Annotated in this window: 17 protein-coding genes; 5 read left to right on the top strand and 12 right to left on the bottom strand. The window is 71.5% G+C overall.

Going from position 1 to position 19,694, the window contains the following annotated elements; translation table 11 throughout:
• Window positions 1-12: 12 nt before the first annotated feature.
• Window positions 13-1,182: an amidohydrolase family protein gene (locus AC4BEG_RS02170; protein ID WP_490704200.1), complete on the bottom strand. Its 1,170-nt coding sequence runs from the start codon at window positions 1,180-1,182 to the stop codon at window positions 13-15.
• 3 nt (window positions 1,183-1,185) lie between these two features.
• A complete protein-coding gene (locus AC4BEG_RS02165; RefSeq protein WP_490704199.1) occupies window positions 1,186-2,544 on the bottom strand; it encodes a type I glutamate--ammonia ligase in 1,359 nt (452 codons plus the stop codon).
• 634 nt (window positions 2,545-3,178) lie between these two features.
• Here AC4BEG_RS02165 and AC4BEG_RS02160 point away from each other — a divergent pair.
• Complete coding sequence (locus AC4BEG_RS02160; RefSeq protein WP_490707340.1) at window positions 3,179-4,663, top strand: SDR family NAD(P)-dependent oxidoreductase; 1,485 nt, start codon at window positions 3,179-3,181, stop codon at window positions 4,661-4,663.
• 37 nt (window positions 4,664-4,700) lie between these two features.
• Here AC4BEG_RS02160 and AC4BEG_RS02155 read toward each other — a convergent pair whose 3' ends face one another.
• Window positions 4,701-5,954, bottom strand: coding sequence for a glycosyltransferase family 4 protein (locus AC4BEG_RS02155; protein WP_490704198.1), 1,254 nt, complete (start codon window positions 5,952-5,954; stop codon window positions 4,701-4,703).
• Between the two features lie 172 nt (window positions 5,955-6,126).
• Between AC4BEG_RS02155 and AC4BEG_RS02150 the strand changes: the two genes are divergently transcribed.
• Window positions 6,127-6,834: a response regulator transcription factor gene (locus AC4BEG_RS02150; RefSeq protein WP_490704197.1), complete on the top strand. Its 708-nt coding sequence runs from the start codon at window positions 6,127-6,129 to the stop codon at window positions 6,832-6,834.
• 4 nt (window positions 6,835-6,838) lie between these two features.
• The gene (locus AC4BEG_RS02145) at window positions 6,839-8,245 is read left to right on the top strand and encodes a sensor histidine kinase (RefSeq protein ID WP_490704196.1); all 1,407 of its coding nucleotides are present in this window, start codon (window positions 6,839-6,841) and stop codon (window positions 8,243-8,245) included.
• Window positions 8,246-8,380: 135 nt separating this feature from the next.
• Here AC4BEG_RS02145 and AC4BEG_RS02140 read toward each other — a convergent pair whose 3' ends face one another.
• From AC4BEG_RS02140 to AC4BEG_RS02130, 3 genes are read right to left on the bottom strand one after another with little or no spacing between them, the layout of a single operon-like run.
• On the bottom strand, window positions 8,381-9,169 hold the full coding sequence (locus AC4BEG_RS02140; protein WP_490704195.1) for an SAM-dependent methyltransferase: 789 nt from the start codon (window positions 9,167-9,169) through the stop codon (window positions 8,381-8,383).
• A gap of 55 nt (window positions 9,170-9,224) precedes the next feature.
• Complete coding sequence (locus AC4BEG_RS02135; protein WP_490707339.1) at window positions 9,225-9,497, bottom strand: DUF397 domain-containing protein; 273 nt, start codon at window positions 9,495-9,497, stop codon at window positions 9,225-9,227.
• Between the two features lie 32 nt (window positions 9,498-9,529).
• On the bottom strand, window positions 9,530-10,387 hold the full coding sequence (locus tag AC4BEG_RS02130; RefSeq protein WP_490704194.1) for a Sco1979 family transcriptional regulator: 858 nt from the start codon (window positions 10,385-10,387) through the stop codon (window positions 9,530-9,532).
• A gap of 240 nt (window positions 10,388-10,627) precedes the next feature.
• Here AC4BEG_RS02130 and AC4BEG_RS02125 point away from each other — a divergent pair, with 240 nt between their 5' ends.
• Together AC4BEG_RS02125 and AC4BEG_RS02120 are read left to right on the top strand one after the other, a co-directional pair.
• On the top strand, window positions 10,628-11,062 hold the full coding sequence (locus tag AC4BEG_RS02125; RefSeq protein WP_490704193.1) for an ATP-binding protein: 435 nt from the start codon (window positions 10,628-10,630) through the stop codon (window positions 11,060-11,062).
• Window positions 11,063-11,626: 564 nt separating this feature from the next.
• The gene (locus AC4BEG_RS02120) at window positions 11,627-12,565 is read left to right on the top strand and encodes a TAXI family TRAP transporter solute-binding subunit (protein WP_490704192.1); all 939 of its coding nucleotides are present in this window, start codon (window positions 11,627-11,629) and stop codon (window positions 12,563-12,565) included.
• Here the strand turns inward: AC4BEG_RS02120 and AC4BEG_RS02115 are convergent.
• The 6 genes from AC4BEG_RS02115 to AC4BEG_RS02090 form a co-directional block, all read right to left on the bottom strand.
• Entirely contained in the window at window positions 12,556-13,932 is a 1,377-nt protein-coding gene (locus AC4BEG_RS02115) for a sensor histidine kinase (RefSeq protein WP_490704191.1), read from the bottom strand. The two genes, AC4BEG_RS02120 and AC4BEG_RS02115, sit on opposite strands and share 10 nt — an antisense overlap.
• On the bottom strand, window positions 13,914-14,594 hold the full coding sequence (locus AC4BEG_RS02110; RefSeq protein ID WP_201876147.1) for a response regulator transcription factor: 681 nt from the start codon (window positions 14,592-14,594) through the stop codon (window positions 13,914-13,916). Before AC4BEG_RS02110 ends, AC4BEG_RS02115 begins: the two co-directional genes overlap by 19 nt.
• A gap of 30 nt (window positions 14,595-14,624) precedes the next feature.
• Window positions 14,625-15,971 (bottom strand): MFS transporter, encoded by a 1,347-nt coding sequence (locus AC4BEG_RS02105; protein ID WP_490704190.1) that lies wholly within the window; start codon window positions 15,969-15,971, stop codon window positions 14,625-14,627.
• Window positions 15,972-16,441: 470 nt separating this feature from the next.
• On the bottom strand, window positions 16,442-17,110 hold the full coding sequence (locus AC4BEG_RS02100; protein ID WP_490704189.1) for an HAD family hydrolase: 669 nt from the start codon (window positions 17,108-17,110) through the stop codon (window positions 16,442-16,444).
• A 92-nt stretch (window positions 17,111-17,202) separates the two neighbouring features.
• Window positions 17,203-17,862 carry a class I SAM-dependent DNA methyltransferase gene (locus tag AC4BEG_RS02095; RefSeq protein WP_490707338.1) on the bottom strand — a complete coding sequence of 220 codons (660 nt, stop codon included), beginning with the start codon at window positions 17,860-17,862 and terminating at the stop codon, window positions 17,203-17,205.
• A gap of 193 nt (window positions 17,863-18,055) precedes the next feature.
• Window positions 18,056-19,579, bottom strand: coding sequence for a ricin-type beta-trefoil lectin domain protein (locus tag AC4BEG_RS02090; RefSeq protein ID WP_490704188.1), 1,524 nt, complete (start codon window positions 19,577-19,579; stop codon window positions 18,056-18,058).
• Window positions 19,580-19,694: the final 115 nt, after the last annotated feature.

Below are 19,694 nucleotides of genomic sequence, written 5' to 3'. Positions count from 1 at the left end.
GGTGTGGAGGGATCAGGCGTCGCGGCCGGACGCGACTCCCAGGCCGTACACCCGCCGGGCGTTGTCCGCGGCGAGGAGCGCCGCCACCCGGTGGGCGTCCCGGCGCGACCAGGCTCCCGCCGCCACCCAGCCGTTCACCAGCGCGGCCAGCGCCTCCCGGAACAGCCGGGCCCCCACCACATACAGCTCGGGCAGACCGTAGGCGTCCGTCGAGAACAGCACCTTGCCGAAGGGGGCGAGCTCCAGCATCTCGGCCAGCACGGCCCCGGCCCGCGCTCCGGTGTGCGCCAGGGCCAGCCCCACATCGGCGTAGACATGGGGGAAGACGGCGGCCAGATAGCCCGCGCCGCGATGGTACGGATAGCCGTGCAGCAGGATCAGCGTGCAGCCGGTGGGCCGTACCGCGCGGATGAAGTCGGTGAGCGCGAGCGGATCGCAGCGGTCCAGCCGCAGATCCGGATCCCCGAACCCGGTGTGCAGCTGGAGCGGCAGCCCGGTGTACGCGGCCGACCACAGCAGATGGCGCAGCAGTATGGGATCGGTGACCCGAGCCGCGGCCCCGGGATCGTCGGCCCGGTGGGCGAGCCAGCGCTCGGCCGCGGTGTGGACGGCGGCCGGGGCCGGGGGTTCCGGGGCGAAGTCCAGCCCGTAGCGGTACGCGGCCACCGACTTGAACCCCGCCGCCGTACGGGCCGCCTCGCGCACCCCGTCCGCAAGACCGGTCAGAAAGTCGTCCGCGGTCAGCGCGGTGTCGGCGGTCCGCTCCGCCAGGTGCTCCAGGCGGACGATCTCATGGGCCGTACCGCCCGACGCCGTGGCCAGCTCCCGCGGGGTGGTGAGATCCCCGGGCAGCCCCGTGTCCACCAGGAACTCACCGATGCCGGACGCCGCCAGCAGCCGCCGGGTCACCTCCCGCACCCCCATCTCGCGCCGCCGGGCGAGATAATGAGCGGGCGGGCAGTGCGGTTCCAGGCCGAGCAGCGGCGGACACCAGCGGCGCACCGCGAAGCCCAGCTGGCTGTCGAAGAACGTGGTGCCGAGCGCCGCGGGGGCGTCGGACTCGGTCAGGAACGCCTCGAACGCGGCCGAGTCCAGCTCGGAGCGGACCACCCCGTGGCAGTGGTGGTCCACCAGGGGCGGCAGCGGAAGTTCGGCCGGGTCCGGCCTCTCGGCGGCGGGCACGGTTCAGTACCGCCCGCGGGTCGCGGTCGCGATCTCCTGGGGGCTCGCCTTCGCGAACAGCTCGGACTCCGCCCGGCGTACCGCCGCGATGGACTCGAAGAGCGGATCGCCCATCGCCTCCCGGAGCACCGCGGACTCCTCGAACCGCTCCAGCGCCTCCGGCAGCGAAGTGGGCAGCCGCCGCTCCCGCCCCTGGACCACCGGGTCACCGGCCACCGGTGCGGGCAGCGTCAGACCGGCGTCGAGACCGGCCAGCCCGGCGGCGATGACCGAGCCGGTCACCAGATACGGATTGGCCGCCGGGTCAAAGCATTTGACCTCGGCGTTGGCCGCGGCCGGGTCGTCCGGCGCGCCGGTGATGAAGCGCAGCGCGGCCTCCCGGTTCTCAAGACCCCAGCACTGGTACGCCCCGGCCCAGCGGGAGGGCTCGAGCCGCAGATAGCTCGCGGGGGAGGGGGCGCCGACCGCGAGCAGGGCGGGCAGCGCCCGCAGCACCCCGGCGAGGAACGCCTCGCTCGTGGCCGTCATCCCATGGGGGCCGTCGCCGTCCCGGCACAGATTGCGGTCCTCCTGCCACAGGCTCAGATGGAGATGGCCGCCGTTGCCCACCCCGCCCGCCTCCACCACCGGGCCGAACAGCGGGTGCAGCCCGGCCCGCCCCGACACCGCCCGGATCGTCTCCCGCACCAGGACGGCCTGGTCGGCGGCGCCGACCGGGTCCGCGGGGGCCACGGACACCTCGAACTGCCCCGGGGAGTACTCCGGGTGGAGCTGGAGCACCTCGACCTGCTGGGCGTGCAGGGCGCCGAGCAGATCGGCGAGATATCCGGAGAGGTCGACCACCCGCGCCATCCCGTACGCGGGGCCCGTGGTGGGGTAGCGCGGCTTCTCCTCGGACGGCTCGTCGGAGGTGACGACCCACTCCGTCTCGAACCCCATGCGCAGGGTGAGCCCCCGCTCCCGGGCCCGCTCCGTCATCCGCCGCGCGAACAGCCGCTGGCAGGTGGGGTGCACCGCCCCCGCCTGGTCGTACCGGTCGGCCGGTGCCCAGGCCCAGCCGGGCTGCGCGGCCAGCGGGGTGAGCCGGTCGAGGTCGGGGAAGAGCCGCAGATCGCCGTCGGGGCCGCCGATATGGGGGCTCGTGGTCATGGAGTCGTCCACCAGATAGACGTCGAAGACCGGGGACATACCGACGCCACGGCGCACGGCCTGCGGAAGCCGTGTGGTGGGCACGGTCTTCACCCGGGTGAGGCCCGCATTGTCCACCCAGGTCAGCGCGATTCCGCCGACCCCGTCCGCGGCCAGCCGCTCGGCCTCCTGGCGAGCCCGCGCATACGCCCGCTCGCTGTCGCCCGTCGCCATGCACTTCCTCCTCTGTCGCCGCCTATGCCCCGAGAGTATTGCCTCGAACCCGCCGTGCGGTGACGGAACGTCCCGATCAGGGAGGGTGGGTGACGGACAGTCATGTCTGCCCCAAGGGGACGCGCCCGCCGCCACGGGGGCGTCCCCGGACCTTGCCGGGGGCGCCGGGCGCCATCGGCAGCCCTGCCGCTCCAGCGGTGTGCTCCGGCGTACCCACCCCGTGGGCACGGCCCGCCCGGAGCCCACGTCCGGCGCGCCGCTGTCCGCTGCCGGGTGCGACTCGGCGCGACACCTCCCGCTCTGCGGCGCGGCCCGCCCTGCCCGCCCGTGGGGCACAGTGCTCCTCGGGTCATGCCATGGCCCCGCCGCCTGTGGGGTGCCGTCCATTCGGACTTCGTGATGCGGGCGCCGGCCACGAATCCGGCCGCCGCACCGCCTTCGCGGCGTGGAGAACCCGCCGCGGTGACCACCCCCGCTCGGCCCGGGATTGGCGCATCCGGCCCCGCTTTCGTACAGTTCCGCCGTTACCCAGGGAAAACGGCGATACCAGAAAGCGGCAGCGGCGATGACGGTGACTGACGACGGCCGGGCCGGGACGACGGGTGTCGATCCCATGACAACGGGCGTCGATCCCATGACAGCGGAGACCGGCGAGACGGGACCGGCGGCCGGGGCCCCCGCCGAGGCACCCGGGCTCGACCCCGAGCGGATGGCGATCTGCCTGAGCGTGCTCGCGGAGCTCGACCGGCTGCCGCTCGACCACCCCGACGCGATCGCCGTGCGCCGCGCCACCGCCGGGATCTACCGCACCGTGAAGCAGCGTCGCCGCCAGGAGCGGCGGGCCGCGAAGACCGCCAACGACAAGGCCGTGACCGAGGCCACCGCCACCGGGGCCGCCGACCGGATCGACGACGAGACACTCGGCCGGGCCCTCACCAGCTCGGTGACCACGGAGATCGCGGGCATCCTGGAGCGCGCCCGCTCCTGCTACGTGTGCAAGACCCGCTATGTCGAGGTCGACGCGTTCTACCACCAGCTCTGCCGCGAGTGCGCCGCCGAGAACCGGGCCCGCCGGGACGCCCGTACCGATCTCACCGGACGGCGTGCGCTGCTCACCGGTGGTCGCGCGAAGATCGGGATGTATATCGCGCTGCGGCTGCTGCGCGACGGCGCGCACACCACCATCACCACCCGCTTCCCCAACGACGCCATCCGCCGCTTCAAGGCGATGCCCGACAGCGGTGAGTGGCTGCACCGACTGAAGATCGTCGGCATTGATCTGCGGGACCCCGCCCAGGTCATCGGACTGGCCGACACGGTGAGCGCCGCCGGTCCGCTGGACATCCTGATCAACAACGCCGCGCAGACGGTCCGCCGCTCGCCCCAGGCGTACGCGGAGCTGATAGCGGGCGAGTCGGCGCCGCTGCCCGCCGGGGAGCTGCCCGAGGCCACGGTCCTCGGCGCGTTCGGCAGCGGGTCCCAGACGGCGCTGCCGGGACCGCGCCGGCCGCGGGACGGGGCGCTGTCCCCGCAGGACCTCACCGCCCTCGCCCTCACCAGCGGCTCCGCCTCACCCGCCCGGATCGAGGCCGGTACCGCGATCGACGCGGGCGGGCTCATACCGGACCTGGACGCGACCAATACCTGGATCCAGCGGGTCCACGAGGTCGATCCCGTCGAGATGCTCGAAGTACAGCTCTGCAACGAGACGGCGCCCTTCATCCTGGTGAGCCGACTGCGCCCGGCGATGGCCGCCTCGCCCGCCCGGCGCACGTACGTGGTGAACGTGTCCGCGATGGAGGGCAAGTTCGGCCGCGGTTACAAGGGCGCCGGGCATCCGCACACCAATATGGCCAAGGCCGCGCTCAACATGCTCACCCGCACCAGCGCGCGCGAGATGTTCGAGTCCGACGCCATCCTGATGACCAGCGTCGACACCGGCTGGATCACCGACGAGCGGCCGCACCCGGACAAGATGCGGCTGGCCGCCGAGGGCTTCCACGCCCCGCTCGACCTCGTCGACGGCGCGGCCCGGGTCTACGACCCGATCGTCCGGGGTGAGCAGGGCGAGGACCTCTTCGGCTGCTTCCTCAAGGACTACGCGCCGACGACCTGGTAGCCGGCCGTCGGCGCGGCGACGCGCCCCTCAGCGCCCCTTACCGGCCCGCCGCCGTCCCCGGACGGCGGCGGAACACCGCTGTGCAGCGGCGCACCAGTCGGCGGGCGCGGGACCGCAGCGCGGCCCGGGTACGCGCACGGCGGCGAGCGCCGCGGGTGGCGGCCAGCTCCTCGAAGAGCCGCTCGTAGCGCCAGGAGATCGTCGCCGGGTCGTACGTCCGCGCGGACTCCAGCGCCGCGGCCCCCATGGCCCGCCGGGCCGGGGCGTCGTCGATCAGCTCCAGCAGGGCACCGGCGAGCGCGTGCTTGTCCCCGGTCGGCACCAGCCGCCCGGTGGCGCCGTCCTGGATGATCTCGGCTGGCCCGAGCGGGCAGTCGGTGCTCACCACCGGCACCCCGCAGCGCATCGCCTCCACGATCGTCATGCCGAACGACTCGGCGTCCGAGGCCACCGCGACCAGCGACGCCCTGGCGAACTCCGCCTCGATCGGGGAGTGCGGCCCCATCAGCTCGGCGCTGCCGGTCAGCCCCTGCCGGCTGATGCGCTCGCTCAGCCGGTCCTTCTCCGCTCCGCCGCCGTAGATCCGCAGCCGCCATTCGGGATGCTTGTCCACCACCTCGGCGAAGGCGTCGATCAGCAGGTCGAAGCGTTTGCCGCGGACCAGTCGGCCGGCCGCCGCGATCACCGGCTCGGTGCCCTCGGAAGGCCGGACGTCCGGTTCCGGGACGCTGTTGGGTATCGCCAGGATCCGCGCTCCCGGCAGCGGCAGCCGCTTCCGGTAGACCGCGGAGTCGGCCTCGGTCGTGGTGACCACGGCGTCGAGCCTGCGGTAGTGCGGTGCGAGCTCCGCCCGCAGCCGCTTGCTGTGCGCCTCGAAGCGCAGATGCTCCTGGGCGATGCGCAGCGCGCCGCGCGGGCCGAAGCGGGCGAGATAGACATTGACGCCCGGCCGGGTGCCCACGATCACATCGGCGTCGCAGCCGCGCAGATACTCGGCCACCCGCTCGTCGATCAGCCTGCTGTACTGCTCGTAGCGCTTCTCGTGGACCGGGAAGTCCCGGGCCGGCTCGGCGAATCGGGGATCCCGTGCGTCGGCGCCGTCCGGTCGCGTGTCCACCAGCGGGATCAGCCGTACCCGGGGGTCCACGGTGAAACGCGGCGTCTCGCGGTGCCGCTGCATCGAGGCGATCTCCACCTCGTGGCGATCGGCCAGCGCCGCGGCGAGATTCAGCGTGGTCCGAATCGTTCCGCCGATCCCGTAGGCGTTGTGCAGCAGGAATGCGATCTTCATACGGTGATTTTCTCCGGCCCGTAGCATCGCCGGGGCGGGTTTCCCCGGAACGTATCCGACACCTTCTCCGGATTCGGTAAGCCGGTCGCGAGAACAAGGTGAGAGCCGGGTAAGAAGCGCGGCCCGGGAGGGGGTGGATCCGGCGCCCGGCGGATCTTGGCAGACTCGGGGAGTGATGAATACCGTGCTGCTCGCCGAGGACGACCGCGCCATCCGCCATGCCCTGGAGCGCGCCCTGACCCTGGAGGGATACCGGGTCACCGCGGTCTCCGACGGCATCGAGGCGCTGGCCGCCGTGCATCGCGAGCATCCGGACATGATCGTGCTCGATGTGATGATGCCGGGGGTGGACGGACTCCAGGTGTGCCGGGTGCTGCGTGCCGAGGGGGACCGTACACCCATCCTGATGCTCACCGCGAGGGTCGAGACCGCCGACCGGATCGAGGGCTTGGACGCGGGGGCGGACGACTATGTGGCCAAGCCCTTCGAGGTCGAGGAGGTCTTTGCCCGGCTGCGGGCCCTGCTGCGCCGTGCCGCCCCCGCCCCCGCCCCCGCGGTGCCCGGTGAACCGGCCGTGGACGGAGTGGTCGAGGTCGCGGATCTGCGACTGGACCCCTGGGCGCGGCGGGTCTGGCGCGGCGGTACGGAACTGGAGCTGACCCGCACCGAGTTCGACCTGCTGGAACTGCTGGCGCGCAACGCGGGTATCGTCCTGGACCACGCCACCATCTACGCCCGCATCTGGGGCTATGACTTCGGCCCCGGATCGAAGAACCTCGCCGTCTACATCGGCTATCTGCGCCGGAAGGTCGACCAGGAAGGCGCCGAGCCCCTCATCCACACCGTGCGCGGTGTCGGCTACACCCTGCGGGAGGAGTGAGAACGTGCGCCGTCCCCGCCGGTTCCGCGGTCCGCGACCCAGTCTGCGGACCACCTTCGCGCTGTCCTTCGCGGCCGTGGCCTCCGTGGTCACCCTGCTGGTCGGCGGCCTCAGTTACGACGCCGCGGCCGGTCTGGTGCGGGTGGACCAGCAGTCGGCCTTCGACGACGTCGTCCGCGAACTGCGGACCGAGGTCCAGGGAGAGAAGGTGGTGCTCAGTCAGTACCCCTCCGATGGGCCGGTCCCCTACGAGCTGCGGGGCGATCTGCGCCGGATCAGTCGGCTGGACGTCCAGGTGATCAATGGCCGGGGCACCGTCTACGACCCGGGCAGACCCGTGCTGCCGGTCGGCCCCGAGGACCGGGCGGCCGCGGCGTCCGGTACGGCCGGGGCCGTGGTGCGGCGCAACATCGGCATCGGCGACGAGCAGTACCGGATGGCCACCGTGGCCGTGGGCGACGGCACCGGGGCTATCCAAGTGGCCCAGCAGCTCAGTGACACCGAGGATCTGCTGCAAGAACTCCAGAAGCGCACCGCGCTGTTCATCGCCGCCGTCATCGCGGCCGCCGGACTGGCCGGATGGTGGCTGGCGGGGCGGATCACCCGGCGGCTGGTGCGGCTGACCCGGGTCGCCGAGAGCGTGGCGGCGACGGGCCGGATGGAGGTGGCGGTCCCGGTCACCGGACAGGACGAAGTGGGCCGTCTGGGCCGGGCGTTCGACGGCATGCTGGGTCAGTTGGCCCGTTCCAAGGACGACCAGCGGCGGCTGGTCCAGGACGCGGGACACGAGCTGCGCACCCCGCTCACCTCGCTGCGCACCAATGTCTCGCTGCTGCGCCGCTTCGAGGAACTGCCGCCCTCCGCGCGCGAGGACCTGCTCGCCGATCTGGCGGGGGAGACCCGGGAACTGACCGATCTGGTCAATGAACTGGTGGAGCTGGCGGCCGGCCAGAAGGACGACGAACCGCGCACCCCGGTGTCGCTGGAAGCGGTGGCCACCACTGCCGCGACCCTCGCCCGCCGCCGGACCGGCCGCGAGATCACCGTACGGGCACAAGGCGATACCCGGGTCGAGGGCGGCCCGGCCGCCCTGCAACGGGCGATCTCCAACCTGGTGGAGAACGCCGCCAAGTTCGACCAGGAGGGCACCGAACCGGTCGAGGTGGTGATCACCGGCCGCCGGGTGGAGGTCCGCGACCGCGGCCCCGGGATCGACGAGGAGGACCGCGAGCGGGTCTTCGACCGCTTCTACCGGGCGCCCGGCGCCCGCAGTCTGCCCGGCTCCGGGCTCGGTCTGGCCATTGTGCGCGAGATCGCCCTCGCGCACGGCGGCACGGTCTTCGCCCAGCCGCGGCCGGGCGGTGGCGCGGTGCTGGGCTTCACGGTGGGCGATCGCCCCGTGAAGCCCTGACCCCGTTCAGATCCCCCGTCGTTCAGGTCCCCCGTCGCACCCGTTGTTCCCTCGTACTTCCCCCGTTGTCCCCCGCTCCGCTGTCGAGCGCCGCCGTCCTGATCCCCGTCCAGGACACGCGATGGGCTTAACGGCTCAGGGCTTGCGGGCCACACCACACCACAGCGAGACGTCCGCGCTGCTGAGGGCGGACACCTCCCCGTCCGGCTTCCACCGGTGCGGCTCCTCGACGCCCGGCGCGACGAGCTCGAGCCCCTCGAAGAACCGCTCGACCTCGGCCTTGGACCGCACCTGCGCCGGGATACCGCCCTGGCGATAGATCGCGGCGACCTTCTCCCAGGTCTCCGGGTCGAAGTCCGGGGTGCAGTGCGAAAGCACCAGATAACTGCCCGAGGGCAGGGCCTCGACGAACTGCCGGACCAGTTCGTACGGCTGGTACTCGTCCGGGACGAAGTGGAACAGCGCGTTGAACGACAGCGCTATCGGCTGGTTCAGATCGAGCGTCTCGTGCAGCTCGGGTGCTGTGAGGATCCGCTCGGGTTCGCGTACATCGGCCTGGAGGTAGGCGGTGCGGCCCTCCGGCGTTCCCTGCAGCAGCGCCTGGGCGTACGCCAGCACGATCGGGTCGTTGTCCGCGTACACGATCCGGGCGTCCGGGGCGACGTCCTGCGCGACCTGGTGGAGATTGGGCTTGGTGGGAATTCCGGTGCCGATGTCCAGGAACTGCCGGATCCCGGCCTCTTTCGCGAGCCAGCGCGTGGCGCGGTGCATAAAGGTCCGGTTGGTCCGGGCACAGGTCTTGATCCCCGGATAGATCGCGATGACATTCGCCGCGGCCTGCTCGTCCACCTCGTAGTGGTCCTTGCCACCGAGGTAGTAGTCGTACATCCGCGCCGAATGCGGCTTGGTGGTGTCGATATTCATGATGTGGGTGCCGCTCCTGCCCTCTTCGCTAGGTCCGCGCTGTGGATGTCGCTGGTCATGCGGCCCTCCGTTTCGCGCCGTTCCCCTTCGGCGAGGTCAGATGGGGATCCGGCCGCACCAGCAGGAAGTCCGCGGCACCGGCCTTGGCCCCCTGGATGAACGTTTCGATCTCATGATGGGTGTAGATCAGAGCGGGTCCGTCGGGGTCGGTCGACTGGCGCAGCGCCACCCGTCCGTCCTTCAGCTTCAGCGCTTCGACGCAGGCGCCTCCGTTGGGGCCGCTCCAGGGCTTGTGCCAGCCTTCCACCCCCAGTTGCTTGGCCGGCATGCCGTTGTACACGTTGTCGACGTGTTCCACTGTCAGAGCTCCTTGCGCATCTCACGGAGGAAGCCCTCCGTGCGCCGCGCCGATGTGGCCTGGGTGCCCATACGGTCAAGAGCCTCCAGGTAGGTGGCCACATCCGCGCGTTGGTCGAGATAGCCGGCGCCGGTCAGGGCCTCGGCGTAGACGATGTCCGGAAGTTCCGGGATCTGGAACCGGAAGAGCTGGAAGGGGCCGCCCATGCCCACGTGCGGGCCCGTGGCGAACGGCATCACCTGAAGGGTGACGTTCGGCATCCGGGTGGCCTCGATGAGCCGGTCGATCTGGGCCCGCATCACCTCTCGCCCGCCGATACCGAGACGGAGCACCGTCTCGTCCATGACGGCCCACAGATGCGGGCCGTCCGGGCGGGTGAGCAGCTCCTGACGCTCCATCCGCAGAGCGACCCGGCGGTCGATCTCCCGGTCGCTGCCGTTCGGAAAGCCGATGCTCAGCAGCGCGCGGGCGTAGGCCTCGGTCTGGAGCAGACCGGGTACGAAGTGCGGCTCGTACGCGCGGATCCGGCTGGCCGCGCCCTCCAGGCTCACATAGAGGCTGAACCAGTCCGGCAGCACATCGCGGAACCGATGCCACCAGCCGGGTCTGTTGGCGTCCTCGGCGAGCGCGAGGAAGGCGTCGATCTCCTCCTGATCGGCCCCATAGGTCTGCAACAGCTTCTCGACATACGGGAGTTTCAGGCCGACCTCGGCCTTCTCCATCCTGCGGACCGTGGTCTGGTTGACGTGCAGCGCCCTGGCGGCTTCCTCATAGCTGACGTCGGCCTTCTCGCGAAGGTCCCGCAGTCGCATGCCGAGGACCATCTGCCCGACGGTCGGGGCAGACCGCGCTTCACCCACGTCGTACCTCCTCGGACGGTCATTGTCGAGAGTCAGTGTGCCATGTGCGTGATGGGTGGAACAGACTGCTCTGGCTATTCTGCATTTTGCAGAACGCCTCTTGCCAACTGATGTGTACAGCCGGAATAGTGGCGTAGCGTCCGGGCCAACAGGGTGGCCCAAAAGCGGACTTGTGCTCTTCTGAGCCCCCCACAGCGAGACGGAAGGCGAATGGCCGTGGCATTGCGTCAACGCCCGACGATGGCCCCCCTCGTGAGCGCCGAGTGCTATGACGCCGCCCTTCGCCAGGAGATCTTCCGGCTGCCCGCCCGTGGCGCCTCCGTCGCCGCCGCCCGTCTCCGGGTCCGCGCCCAACTGCCCCTCTGGGGCTTCCATGAGGATGTGTGCGACGCCGCCGAACTGGTGATGTCCGAGCTGTTCACCAACGCGCTGGTGCACACCGGAAGCGAACAGATCCTGTGCGTGCTGCGCGCCCATGAGCGCCGCTCGCTGTATATCGAGGTCACCGACCAGGGTGGTGGCCCCCTCGGCCCCACCCCGCGGGACGCGGGCGTGGAGGACGAGAGCGGCCGCGGCCTCGCCCTGGTCCGCGCCCTCACCGACGCCTGGGGCGACCGCCCGGCCGCGGACGGCGGCCGCGTCGTCTGGGCCCAACTGAGCGCCACCGCGATCTGACGCGCGTCGGCGCCACCCGTCTGTTGCCGGGCCCCGCGTGGCCGCCCGCACCTTCCGCAACCTGTTGAGTACGCGGGCCGCGCGTCCGCGCCCCCTGTCGCTCCGCTTGTGGCACCCGCGCGCCTTGGGCCCGGCGGCGGGCATGTGATCGTCGGCGTCTGCCCGTTGGGTTCGGGGGGCTTGCGTGCGCGGGGCGGAGCGTCCGTGGCGGGCGGTCCGGTGGTGTCGTGACGGGCGCCGGGCCGCTCGGCGGTGCAGCCATGGCCGAGGCGGGCTAGGGGCGGTCGTATGTCCGCGCCTCGGGTGGCGCCGGCCGCAGCCCGCGGCGGCCCAGCTGCGGGCTTCGGGTGTTTCGCCACCCCGGCGCACCCGTGGCCGCGCATTCTGGGCATTTCGCCGCTCGCATGCGTGCGCCCTACCCGCCGGGCCCCGGTATCGGGCACGTGATCGGCGTCTGCCCGTTGGGCACGCGCATCCGCTCCGCCGGGCCCGGCACCCATGCCCCCTCGGCTGCCCCCATCCCACCCGTGCGGTGCGCAGCACCGTACGGGTTAGCATCGGCGGGTGGTGCAGGCCGTTTCTCGCCGGGTGTTCGTGGCGCTCGCGGCGGTCGGGCTGGTCGGCTGCGAGGATGCCGGGCCGTCCGGCCGGGTCAGGCTGGCCACCGGGCCGCAGGGCGGGCCGTACAAGATCTTCGGTGGTCGGCTGGCGGACGAGGTGCACGCGGCACATCCGCGGATCGACATCCGGGTGCTCACCACCGCGGCAAGCGTGGAGAACCTCCGGATGCTCGGCGACGGGCGTGCCGATATGGCGCTCTCCCTCGCCGACAGCGCGGCCGACGCCGCCAAGGGCCGGGGCTCCTTCCGGCAGCCGGTGCCGGTCGCCGCGCTCGCCCGGCTGTATCTCAACTATCTGCATCTGGTGGTGCCCGCGGACTCGTCGATCCGGAACCCCTCCGACCTCACCGGGCGGACCGTCTCTCTCGGCGCCGCCGAGTCCGGTACCTCGGTGACCGCGGCCCGGGTGCTCGAGACGGCCGGGGTGAGCACCGTCCGGACGGTATGGCTCGGGCTCGGCGAATCCGCCGACGCGCTCGCCGCGGCCGAGGTGGACGCGTTCTTCTGGTCCGGTGGCGCACCGACCCGGACCATCTCCGAGCTCGCCAAGCGCCGACCCGTGCGGCTCATTCCGCTCGAGGGCCTGGTGGCGCAGCTCCGCCACAGCCACGGGGCCGTCTACCAGAGCGCGTCCATCCCCGCCGGGATCTACGGGCTGCACGGCCCGACCGCCACTGTGGGCACGCCCAGCTATCTCGTCTGCCGCTCCGATCTCGCGACGGCCACGGCCCGCGCCGTCACCGCCGTGCTGTTCGAGCGGCGGGACCGGCTGCCGGTGCCGGACGCGCCCGGCAGCCGTCTCGACGAGCGGTACGCCATCGGCACCGGCACCGTGCCGCTGCACCGGGGCGCGGCGGCGTACTACCGCGCGGTCTACGGCTGAGGGCGGGGCCCCGGGAGCGGGCCGGGTGCGTTGTCGGGCAGCCGCAGCTCGACCACCAGCCCGTGCGGCTCCGCGGGCCGCAGCACCAGCGTGCAGCCCGCCGCGCGGGCCAGCTCGGCGGCGATCGCAAGACCCAGACCGCTGCCAGGGATGTTTCCGTGGCTGGGGGAGCGCCAGAAGCGACCGGACGCCGCCGTCAGGTGTTCCGGTGCGAGCCCGGGGCCGTCGTCGGCGATCCGGAGCGCCCCGGCGTTCAGGGAGACGGTCACGGTGCCGCCCGGCGGTACGAACTTCGCCGCGTTGTCCAGCGCGATATCGGCGATCCGCCCGGCCGCCGTGGGCAGCGAGGTCTCCTCGCCCGCCGCGCCGCCTTCGATGTCCACCGCGAGCGTCAGCTCCCGCGCCGCGTACACCTCGCGCCAGGTGGCCAGCCGGGTGGCGAGCGCCGCGGGCGCGATCGGTTCGGGCGCCGTCGCGCCCGCCTCCACCCGGGCCAGCTCCAGCAGGTCCTCCAGTAGCTGGGCCAGCCGGTCGACCTCGGCGAGGGCCTCGCCGAACTCCTCGTCGCCGGTCTTCTTCAGATGCGGCTCCAGGTTCTCCAGCCGCAGCGACAGCACGGTCAGCGGGGTGCGCAGCTCGTGCGAGGCGTCCGCGACAAAGGCTCGCTGCCGCTCCAGGGCGGCCGAGACCGCGTCGGCCATGGCGTTGAACCGCAGCTCCAGCAGCCGCAGCTCGGCCGGGCCCCGCTCGACCGCCGCGATCCGGGCGTCCATCCGGCCCTCGGCGATCGCGCGGGTGGTGATATCCAGTTCGGTCACCGGATGGAGGATCCACCGGGCCAGCCGGCGCGCCGCGATCAGCGCGCAGAGCACCGCGACCACCGAGCCCGCCGCCACCGCGGCCCAGACCAGGGTGACGTCGCGCCGGGCCGCGTTCGTGGACGCCCGCATCACCACCACCCCGAAGACCTGGGCGTCCCGGCCGACCGGCTCGGCGATCACCGCCGAATCCGGGCCGAACGGGGTGATCAGCGGCAGGCTGTCCGTGGTGCGGCCGGACATCGCCCGTTCGGCCTGGCCGTGGTCCCAGGCGCCGCCGCCCGCGACCCGCGCGCCGTCCCGGTCGCGGATCTCCACGGCGGTGCCGTACAGCGCGTGGTAGCGGGACACCTCCTGGGCGAGCCCCGCGGTGTCGCCGTCGCGGATCGCCTGGTCGGCCAGTTCCGCGAAGCGGGTGGCGTCCGCCCGCCGCTCCAGCAGCAGCTTCCCGGTGCGGTGCGAGGAGTACGCCAGGGAGAACGGCACCGCGAGCGCCATCACCAGGCAGGCGATCAGGACGGTGTAGACGGTCAGGATCCGGAGGTGCATGTGCCGGTTCCCAGCCGGTAGCCGGTGCCGCGCAGCGTCTCCACCAGCCCCGGGCGGCCGGTCTTGGCGCGGATCCCGGCGATGTGCACATCGAGGGACCGGGACGCGGACAGCAGCAGATCGCCCCACACCTCGTCGAGGATCTCCTCGCGGCTGCGGACCACGCCGGGTTCACGGGCGAGCAGGGCCAGTACGTCGAACTCCCGGCGGGTGAGGGTGACGGGCCTCCCGTCCACCTCCAGCCGCCGGGTGGCCAGATCGATACGCACACCGTCCGCCGCCACCACCGGGCCCGCGGCGGTGAGCGGCCGGGTACCGCGCCGGATCACGGCCTCCATGCGGGCGATCAGCTCGGCGGTGCGGAACGGTTTGACCAGATAGTCGTCGGCCCCGCCGCGCAGCCCCCGCAGCACGTCCCGCTCCTCGGAGCGGGCGGTGACCACGATGACCGGGACGGCGGAGGCGCGGCGCAGCCTGCGCAGCGCCTCCAGTCCGTCCATATCGGGCAGTCCGAGGTCGAGCAGGACGAAGTCGGCTCCGTCCTTGAGCCGCAGTGCGTCATCCGCGCGTCCGGCGCGGACGACCTGGTGGCCCAGACGGGCCAGCGCGGCGGTCAGGGCGGCCGCCAGCCGGTTGTCGTCTTCGACCAGGAGAACGTGCATGGGCGTAAGGGTAAGCGCCGGGCCGAGGGGTCACACAGAGGTCGGCTGTGGCTTCCCGGAGGCGGTCGTAGGGTCCTCGGTCCGGCCCCGGGTGAGCATGGTGTCCCGGGTTTCCCGCATGGTCAGGTAGACGATGAGCGAGACAGCGGCACAAGCCGAGACATACCAGTAGAAACCGTACTCCATCCCGCCTTGCTTGAACCACAGCGCCACATACTCCGCGGTGCCCCCGAACAGCGCGTTGGCCAGGGCGTACGGCAGGGCCACGCCCAGTGCCCGGACATGGGTGGGGAAGAGCTCGGCCTTCACCACGGCGTTGATGGAGGTGTAGCCGGTGATGATGACCAGCGCCACCAGCGACAGCAGCAGCGCGCCGCCGAAGGTGTCGGTGTGCGACAGCGCGGTCATCAGCGGAACGGTGCCCACCATCGAACCGATCCCAAAACTGATCAGCAGTGGCCGTCGGCCGATCCGGTCCGAGAGCGCCCCGGCCACCGGCTGAAGCAGCATGAACAGAAACAGGGCACAGAAGCTCACCAGCGAGGCGTCGGACTTGCTCAGCCCGGCGGTGTTCGACAGGTACTTGGTGAGATAGGTCGTGTAGGTGTAGTACGCGACCGTGCCGCCCATGGTCAGCGCGATGACCAGCGCGGCCTCCTTGCGGTGGCGCAGCAGCTCGCCGATGGTCCCGCGGCGCTCGCTGCTCCGGTGGGTGTCCTCCTCGGCGTACGCGTCGGTCTCCAGCAGATTGCGCCGCAGCCAGAAGACCACGGCCGCGGCCACGGCGCCGACGATGAACGGGATCCGCCAGCCCCAGGAGTGCAGCGCGTCGTCGGACATGGTGCGCTGGAGCACGATCTGGAGGCCGAGGCCGATCAGCTGTCCCATCGTCATCGACACGTACTGGAAGCTGGAGACGAAGCCCCGGCGGCCGGGCTGGGACGCCTCGGTCAGATACGTGGCGCTGGCCGCGTACTCACCGCCGACCGACAGCCCTTGCAGCAGCCGCGCCACCAGCAGCACCCCAGCGCCGAGGTAGCCGACCTGGTCGTAGGTGGGCGCGACGGCGATGAGCAGGGCGCTGGCCGACATCAGGGTCACGGTGAGGGTCAGCGCGGCCTTGCGCCCGCGCCGGTCGGCGAACCGGCCCAGCAGCCAGCCGCCGACGGGGCGCATGAAGAAGCCGACGGCGAAGATACCGGCGGTGTTGAGGAGTTGGGCGGTCTCATTGCCTTGAGGGAAGAAGGCACCGGCGAAATAGGTGGCGAAGCTGGCGTAGACGAACCAGTCGAACCACTCGACGAGATTGCCGATCGAACCGCCGATGACGGCACGCCAGGGTGTGCGGGCATGCTGCCGGGGAGCGCTGTCGGACATAGGGCCTCCTGGTGAGCGGTGTCCGGCGGGGCCCGGGGATGGGCGACGCCGCCGCTCGTAGCGTCGACCGAGGCGGCCGCGGGGTACAGCGCCGGCACCGAGAGCTAACCTGCGGTTAACACTGGGGGCGATTCCTCTCTCCAGGAGACCGGCAGGGCTCAAGACTCTCGGGCGGGTCTCAGGAGGTGCGAACGCGCCCCGCAGGGAGCGTTCGCCCAGGTGACAGCGGTGCGCTGATGCGCCTGTGCTGGGAGGGCGTCCGATCGGGCAAGCCCCTTCGGCAAGATCGCGCACGCCGGGGAAGCTTCGCCGGGCCCCGTTCGCCCCGGTTGGAACCGGACTGAGCCGGACCTTAAGGGCTGTCCCGTAAATGATCTTTAGCGCGGGAGAGCGGCACTGGCGCGGGCTCAACCCAGTGAACGGGGCTATCCAGGACCTCCGGCGCCGTGATCACACCAGCCACACCGTGATCATCCCACTGCGGCTGATCCCTCCGGGCGGGCGAAGGCGAGGATGTCGGGGACTGCTTCACACAGGCTCCCGAAGTGACGGTGTACGCCGTCCACCGCAACCACAGCGTTGACCCCCCACACCGTCATGCCGGCCCGCAGCCCTGCCTCGACTCCGGACGGGGCGTCCTCAATGACCAGGCAGTCCTCGGGCTTGGCGCCGAGTTGCTCGGCGGCCAGCAGGTAGGGCACGGGCGACGGTTTGCCCTCCTCTACCGCGGCGGCGTCAACTATGACGCGCGGGAGTGGCAGGCCCGTCCGGGCAAATCGCCCGCGCACCCGGTGCTCGTAGTTCGAGGTCACCAGCGCCCACGACGACGCCGGCAGGGTGCCCAGAAGCTCCGGCGCACCGTCGAAGGCCGCATAGACGCCGGACTGGACGTCCTCGTCCTCCAGTTCATGCAGCGCAGCCAGGCACTCCGTTGGATCCTGGTCCGGAGCTACCTGCGCGAAGGTCTCCGTCGGCCGCGTCCGCAGCGCCACCCGATAGACCTCATCCGCGTCCAGCCGGTATCGCCCCGCCCACATTTCCCAGACCCGGCGTTGGTTGTCCACGGCGTCGATCAACGTCCCGTCGACATCGAAGAGTACGTACGTCCTGGGGCTGGGCTGCACAAGCTCACGGGTCACGTCGTGATCATGCCAGGAAGCTCTGAAGATCATTTACGGGGACGGCCCTTGGACGACGGACCCAAGCGACATGCACTCTCTTGGTGAGCGACTCATTCGGCTCGGTCGTCGGCCTGTCGGCGCGCGAGAATGATCCCCCCGAGCTTGCTTTCGGCTGAGGTGAGAGTTCTGTATTCCTCGACGGAGAAGCCGGCGTCGTTGAGCCACGCAATCATCTGGCCGTGCTGCCGACGGTGGACATAGACGTTCATCGGGTGCCCGCCATAGCCCTCGGTCTTCAATCGCGACTCGTCGCCGACATGGAAGCTGAGCAGCAGCGGCCCACCGGGCCGAACCACTCGCCGGAAGTGCCCGAAGACCGAGCCGATCTCGTCATCGGGGACGTGGATCAGCGAGTACCAGGCGACCAGGCCAGCCATCGAGCCGTCGGCGAGGTCGAGGTCCGTCATGGAGCCGAGATCGAACCGGAGACCAGGGTGATCGCTCCGGGCCACCTCGATCATCCCGGGCGACAGGTCGATCCCGAACGCGTCCATGCCCAGCTGACACAGGTGAGCCGTGATCCTTCCCGTCCCGCATCCCACGTCAGCAACCGGCCCCCCGCCTTGGGTACTCACCAGGTCGGCGAAAAGCGCCAGGACCGCGCGCTCTTCGGGCGTTTCGTCCAGGAGGTGACGCGTCAGGTCGGCATAACTAGCAGCGACGGTGTCATAAGACGTCCGCGTGTCTTCCATCCAGCCGTCATTTTTCAGCCCCATTTCCACGGCCGCAGGCTACCCAACAGCCCAAGTGGGACGACCTGTTGGTTCAGAGGAGCTTGTGAGATGCTCGCTCCTCCGACCAGATCCGGCCCAACGGGCACGTCTCGTCGAGATCCGCATACCGGTCCAGGCCTCACCACGAGGACGAACCGACAGATTGATCACGACCCGATACGCGCCCTGGCTAGCCGTTGCTCCAGCGCTGCCTGGTGTCGGTGGTGAGCGGGGCGAAGGAGAGGAAGCCGGCCGCCTTGTCGCTGGGGACGACGGCGTGGTCGGAGGCGAGCTGGGGGCGCAGCCGCCCCCGCTCGTCGAAGAAGAACAGCAGATCGAGGGTGCGTTCGCAGGTCCGGATGCCGATGCCCTTGGTGATCCGGCCCCGGGTGTCCAGGCAGAAGCCGGGGTTGGCGCTGTTGCGCAGCAGCCCGTCCGGGTCGAGCCGCCACTTCTGGGTGGCGGCGCCGGAGCGGCAGGCCCCGGTGATGACGTCGGCACCGTTGAAGAACGCTCCCTGGACATCCAGACACTGTCCCGTCGCCGCGTTGACCACGGTCGTGAAGGGGCCGGTCGGGGTGGAGGAGGGAGGTTCGGCCGTGGCGTCGGACGGGGGAGCCGTCGTGGGTGTCCGGCTGGGGCTCGGCGACGCGGATGCGGATGCGGACGGGGAGGAGGCCGGGGCCGACGGGAACGGGGTGGCGGTCGCGACGCCCCGGGCCCGTCCCACGTCTCCGTTGCCCTGGGTGGCGGCGGCGATCCCGGTGATGGCCGCCACCATGACCACTGCGCTGGACAGGATCAGCGAGGCGGCGCGGGTGTACGGGGGCTGGAACACTCGCCGGGCCGGGGCGGGCGGCGGGGCCGCGGACCGCGCCGGCTCCACGGCTCCGGTGGCCACCGGGGCCAGGGCGGTGGTGGCGGAAGCCGAGGTGTCCGGGAGATAGCGGTCCGCGGCCCACCCGAGCAGGGCGGCGGCCACCAGCGGGCCGGGCCGCTTCTCCAGCTCGATCAGGGCCGAGAGCATGGCGGCACAGCCGGAACAGTCCGTGAGATGGCCGGGCAGCTCCGTGGTGTGCGGGGTGTCCGCGCGGCGGGCGGCCACTTCCAGGATCCGTCCGAAGCCCCGGCACTCCTCGTCGGCGTCGCGCTCCAGATAGCCGCGCAGGCACAGCTCGCGGTAGGTCTCCCGGGCCCGGTCGGTCAGGCGGGGGAGGTCCGCGGGCCGCCGTCCGGTGTACCGGGCCACCGTGGCGTCGGATTCCCCCTCGACCAGGGTGTGCCACAGCAGGGTCCGGGTGGCGGGCGGGAGCGCGGCGAAACCGTGCACCAGGGGGAGGCGGTCGGGCTCAGCGCCGTTGCCTTCGTCGAGGTGGGCCGCGTACGCGGTCTCGAGCCGGTCGCGGGAGCGGTTGGTGGCCCAGTCGGCGGCGGCCTCGTGGACCAGGGCCAGCATCCGGTGGCGCCATGGAGCGCCGGGTTCCTCGGTCTGGAAGATCTGGCGTAACGCCAACGTGAAGGCTTTTGCGGCCAGTTGGTCGGCTGACCACTCGTCGCGGGCGCAGAGGCGGGCGTAGTCCAGCACCCGGGGCAGATGGCGGCGGCGCAGTTCCTGCGCCGCCGGATGGGGTGAGGGCGCACCGGCCCGGATGAACTCGACGAGCCGGGCGTCGGACAACTCGGCGTAGACAGGGGGGTGTTCGGATGAGGGCAAGGGGGATCACCGGATGCATCGATCACGGGCAGTGTGGGGGCGCCCTCATCGTGATCGATGGCCACGGTGATCAACAGTGTGTCTGCCGGTAACTCATGAAATTGCGCGGAATGCC

The organism is Streptomyces sp. JLBJ103, assembly GCF_058215575.1.
The sequence above is the reverse complement of the archived record's forward strand: the minus strand, read 5'-3'. Positions and strand labels throughout refer to the sequence as shown.

Coding starts and splice junctions, on each gene's coding strand:
- AC4BEG_RS02110 (WP_201876147.1), bottom strand. CDS start 14,594: ATGCACGTTCTCCTGGTCGAAGACGACAACCGGCTGGCGGCCGCCCTG.
- AC4BEG_RS02160 (WP_490707340.1), top strand. CDS start 3,179: ATGACAGCGGAGACCGGCGAGACGGGACCGGCGGCCGGGGCCCCCGCC.
- AC4BEG_RS02105 (WP_490704190.1), bottom strand. CDS start 15,971: ATGTCCGACAGCGCTCCCCGGCAGCATGCCCGCACACCCTGGCGTGCC.
- AC4BEG_RS02135 (WP_490707339.1), bottom strand. CDS start 9,497: ATGCCGGCCAAGCAACTGGGGGTGGAAGGCTGGCACAAGCCCTGGAGC.
- AC4BEG_RS02165 (WP_490704199.1), bottom strand. CDS start 2,544: ATGGCGACGGGCGACAGCGAGCGGGCGTATGCGCGGGCTCGCCAGGAG.
- AC4BEG_RS02125 (WP_490704193.1), top strand. CDS start 10,628: ATGGCCCCCCTCGTGAGCGCCGAGTGCTATGACGCCGCCCTTCGCCAG.
- AC4BEG_RS02140 (WP_490704195.1), bottom strand. CDS start 9,169: ATGAATATCGACACCACCAAGCCGCATTCGGCGCGGATGTACGACTAC.
- AC4BEG_RS02155 (WP_490704198.1), bottom strand. CDS start 5,954: ATGAAGATCGCATTCCTGCTGCACAACGCCTACGGGATCGGCGGAACG.
- AC4BEG_RS02115 (WP_490704191.1), bottom strand. CDS start 13,932: ATGCACCTCCGGATCCTGACCGTCTACACCGTCCTGATCGCCTGCCTG.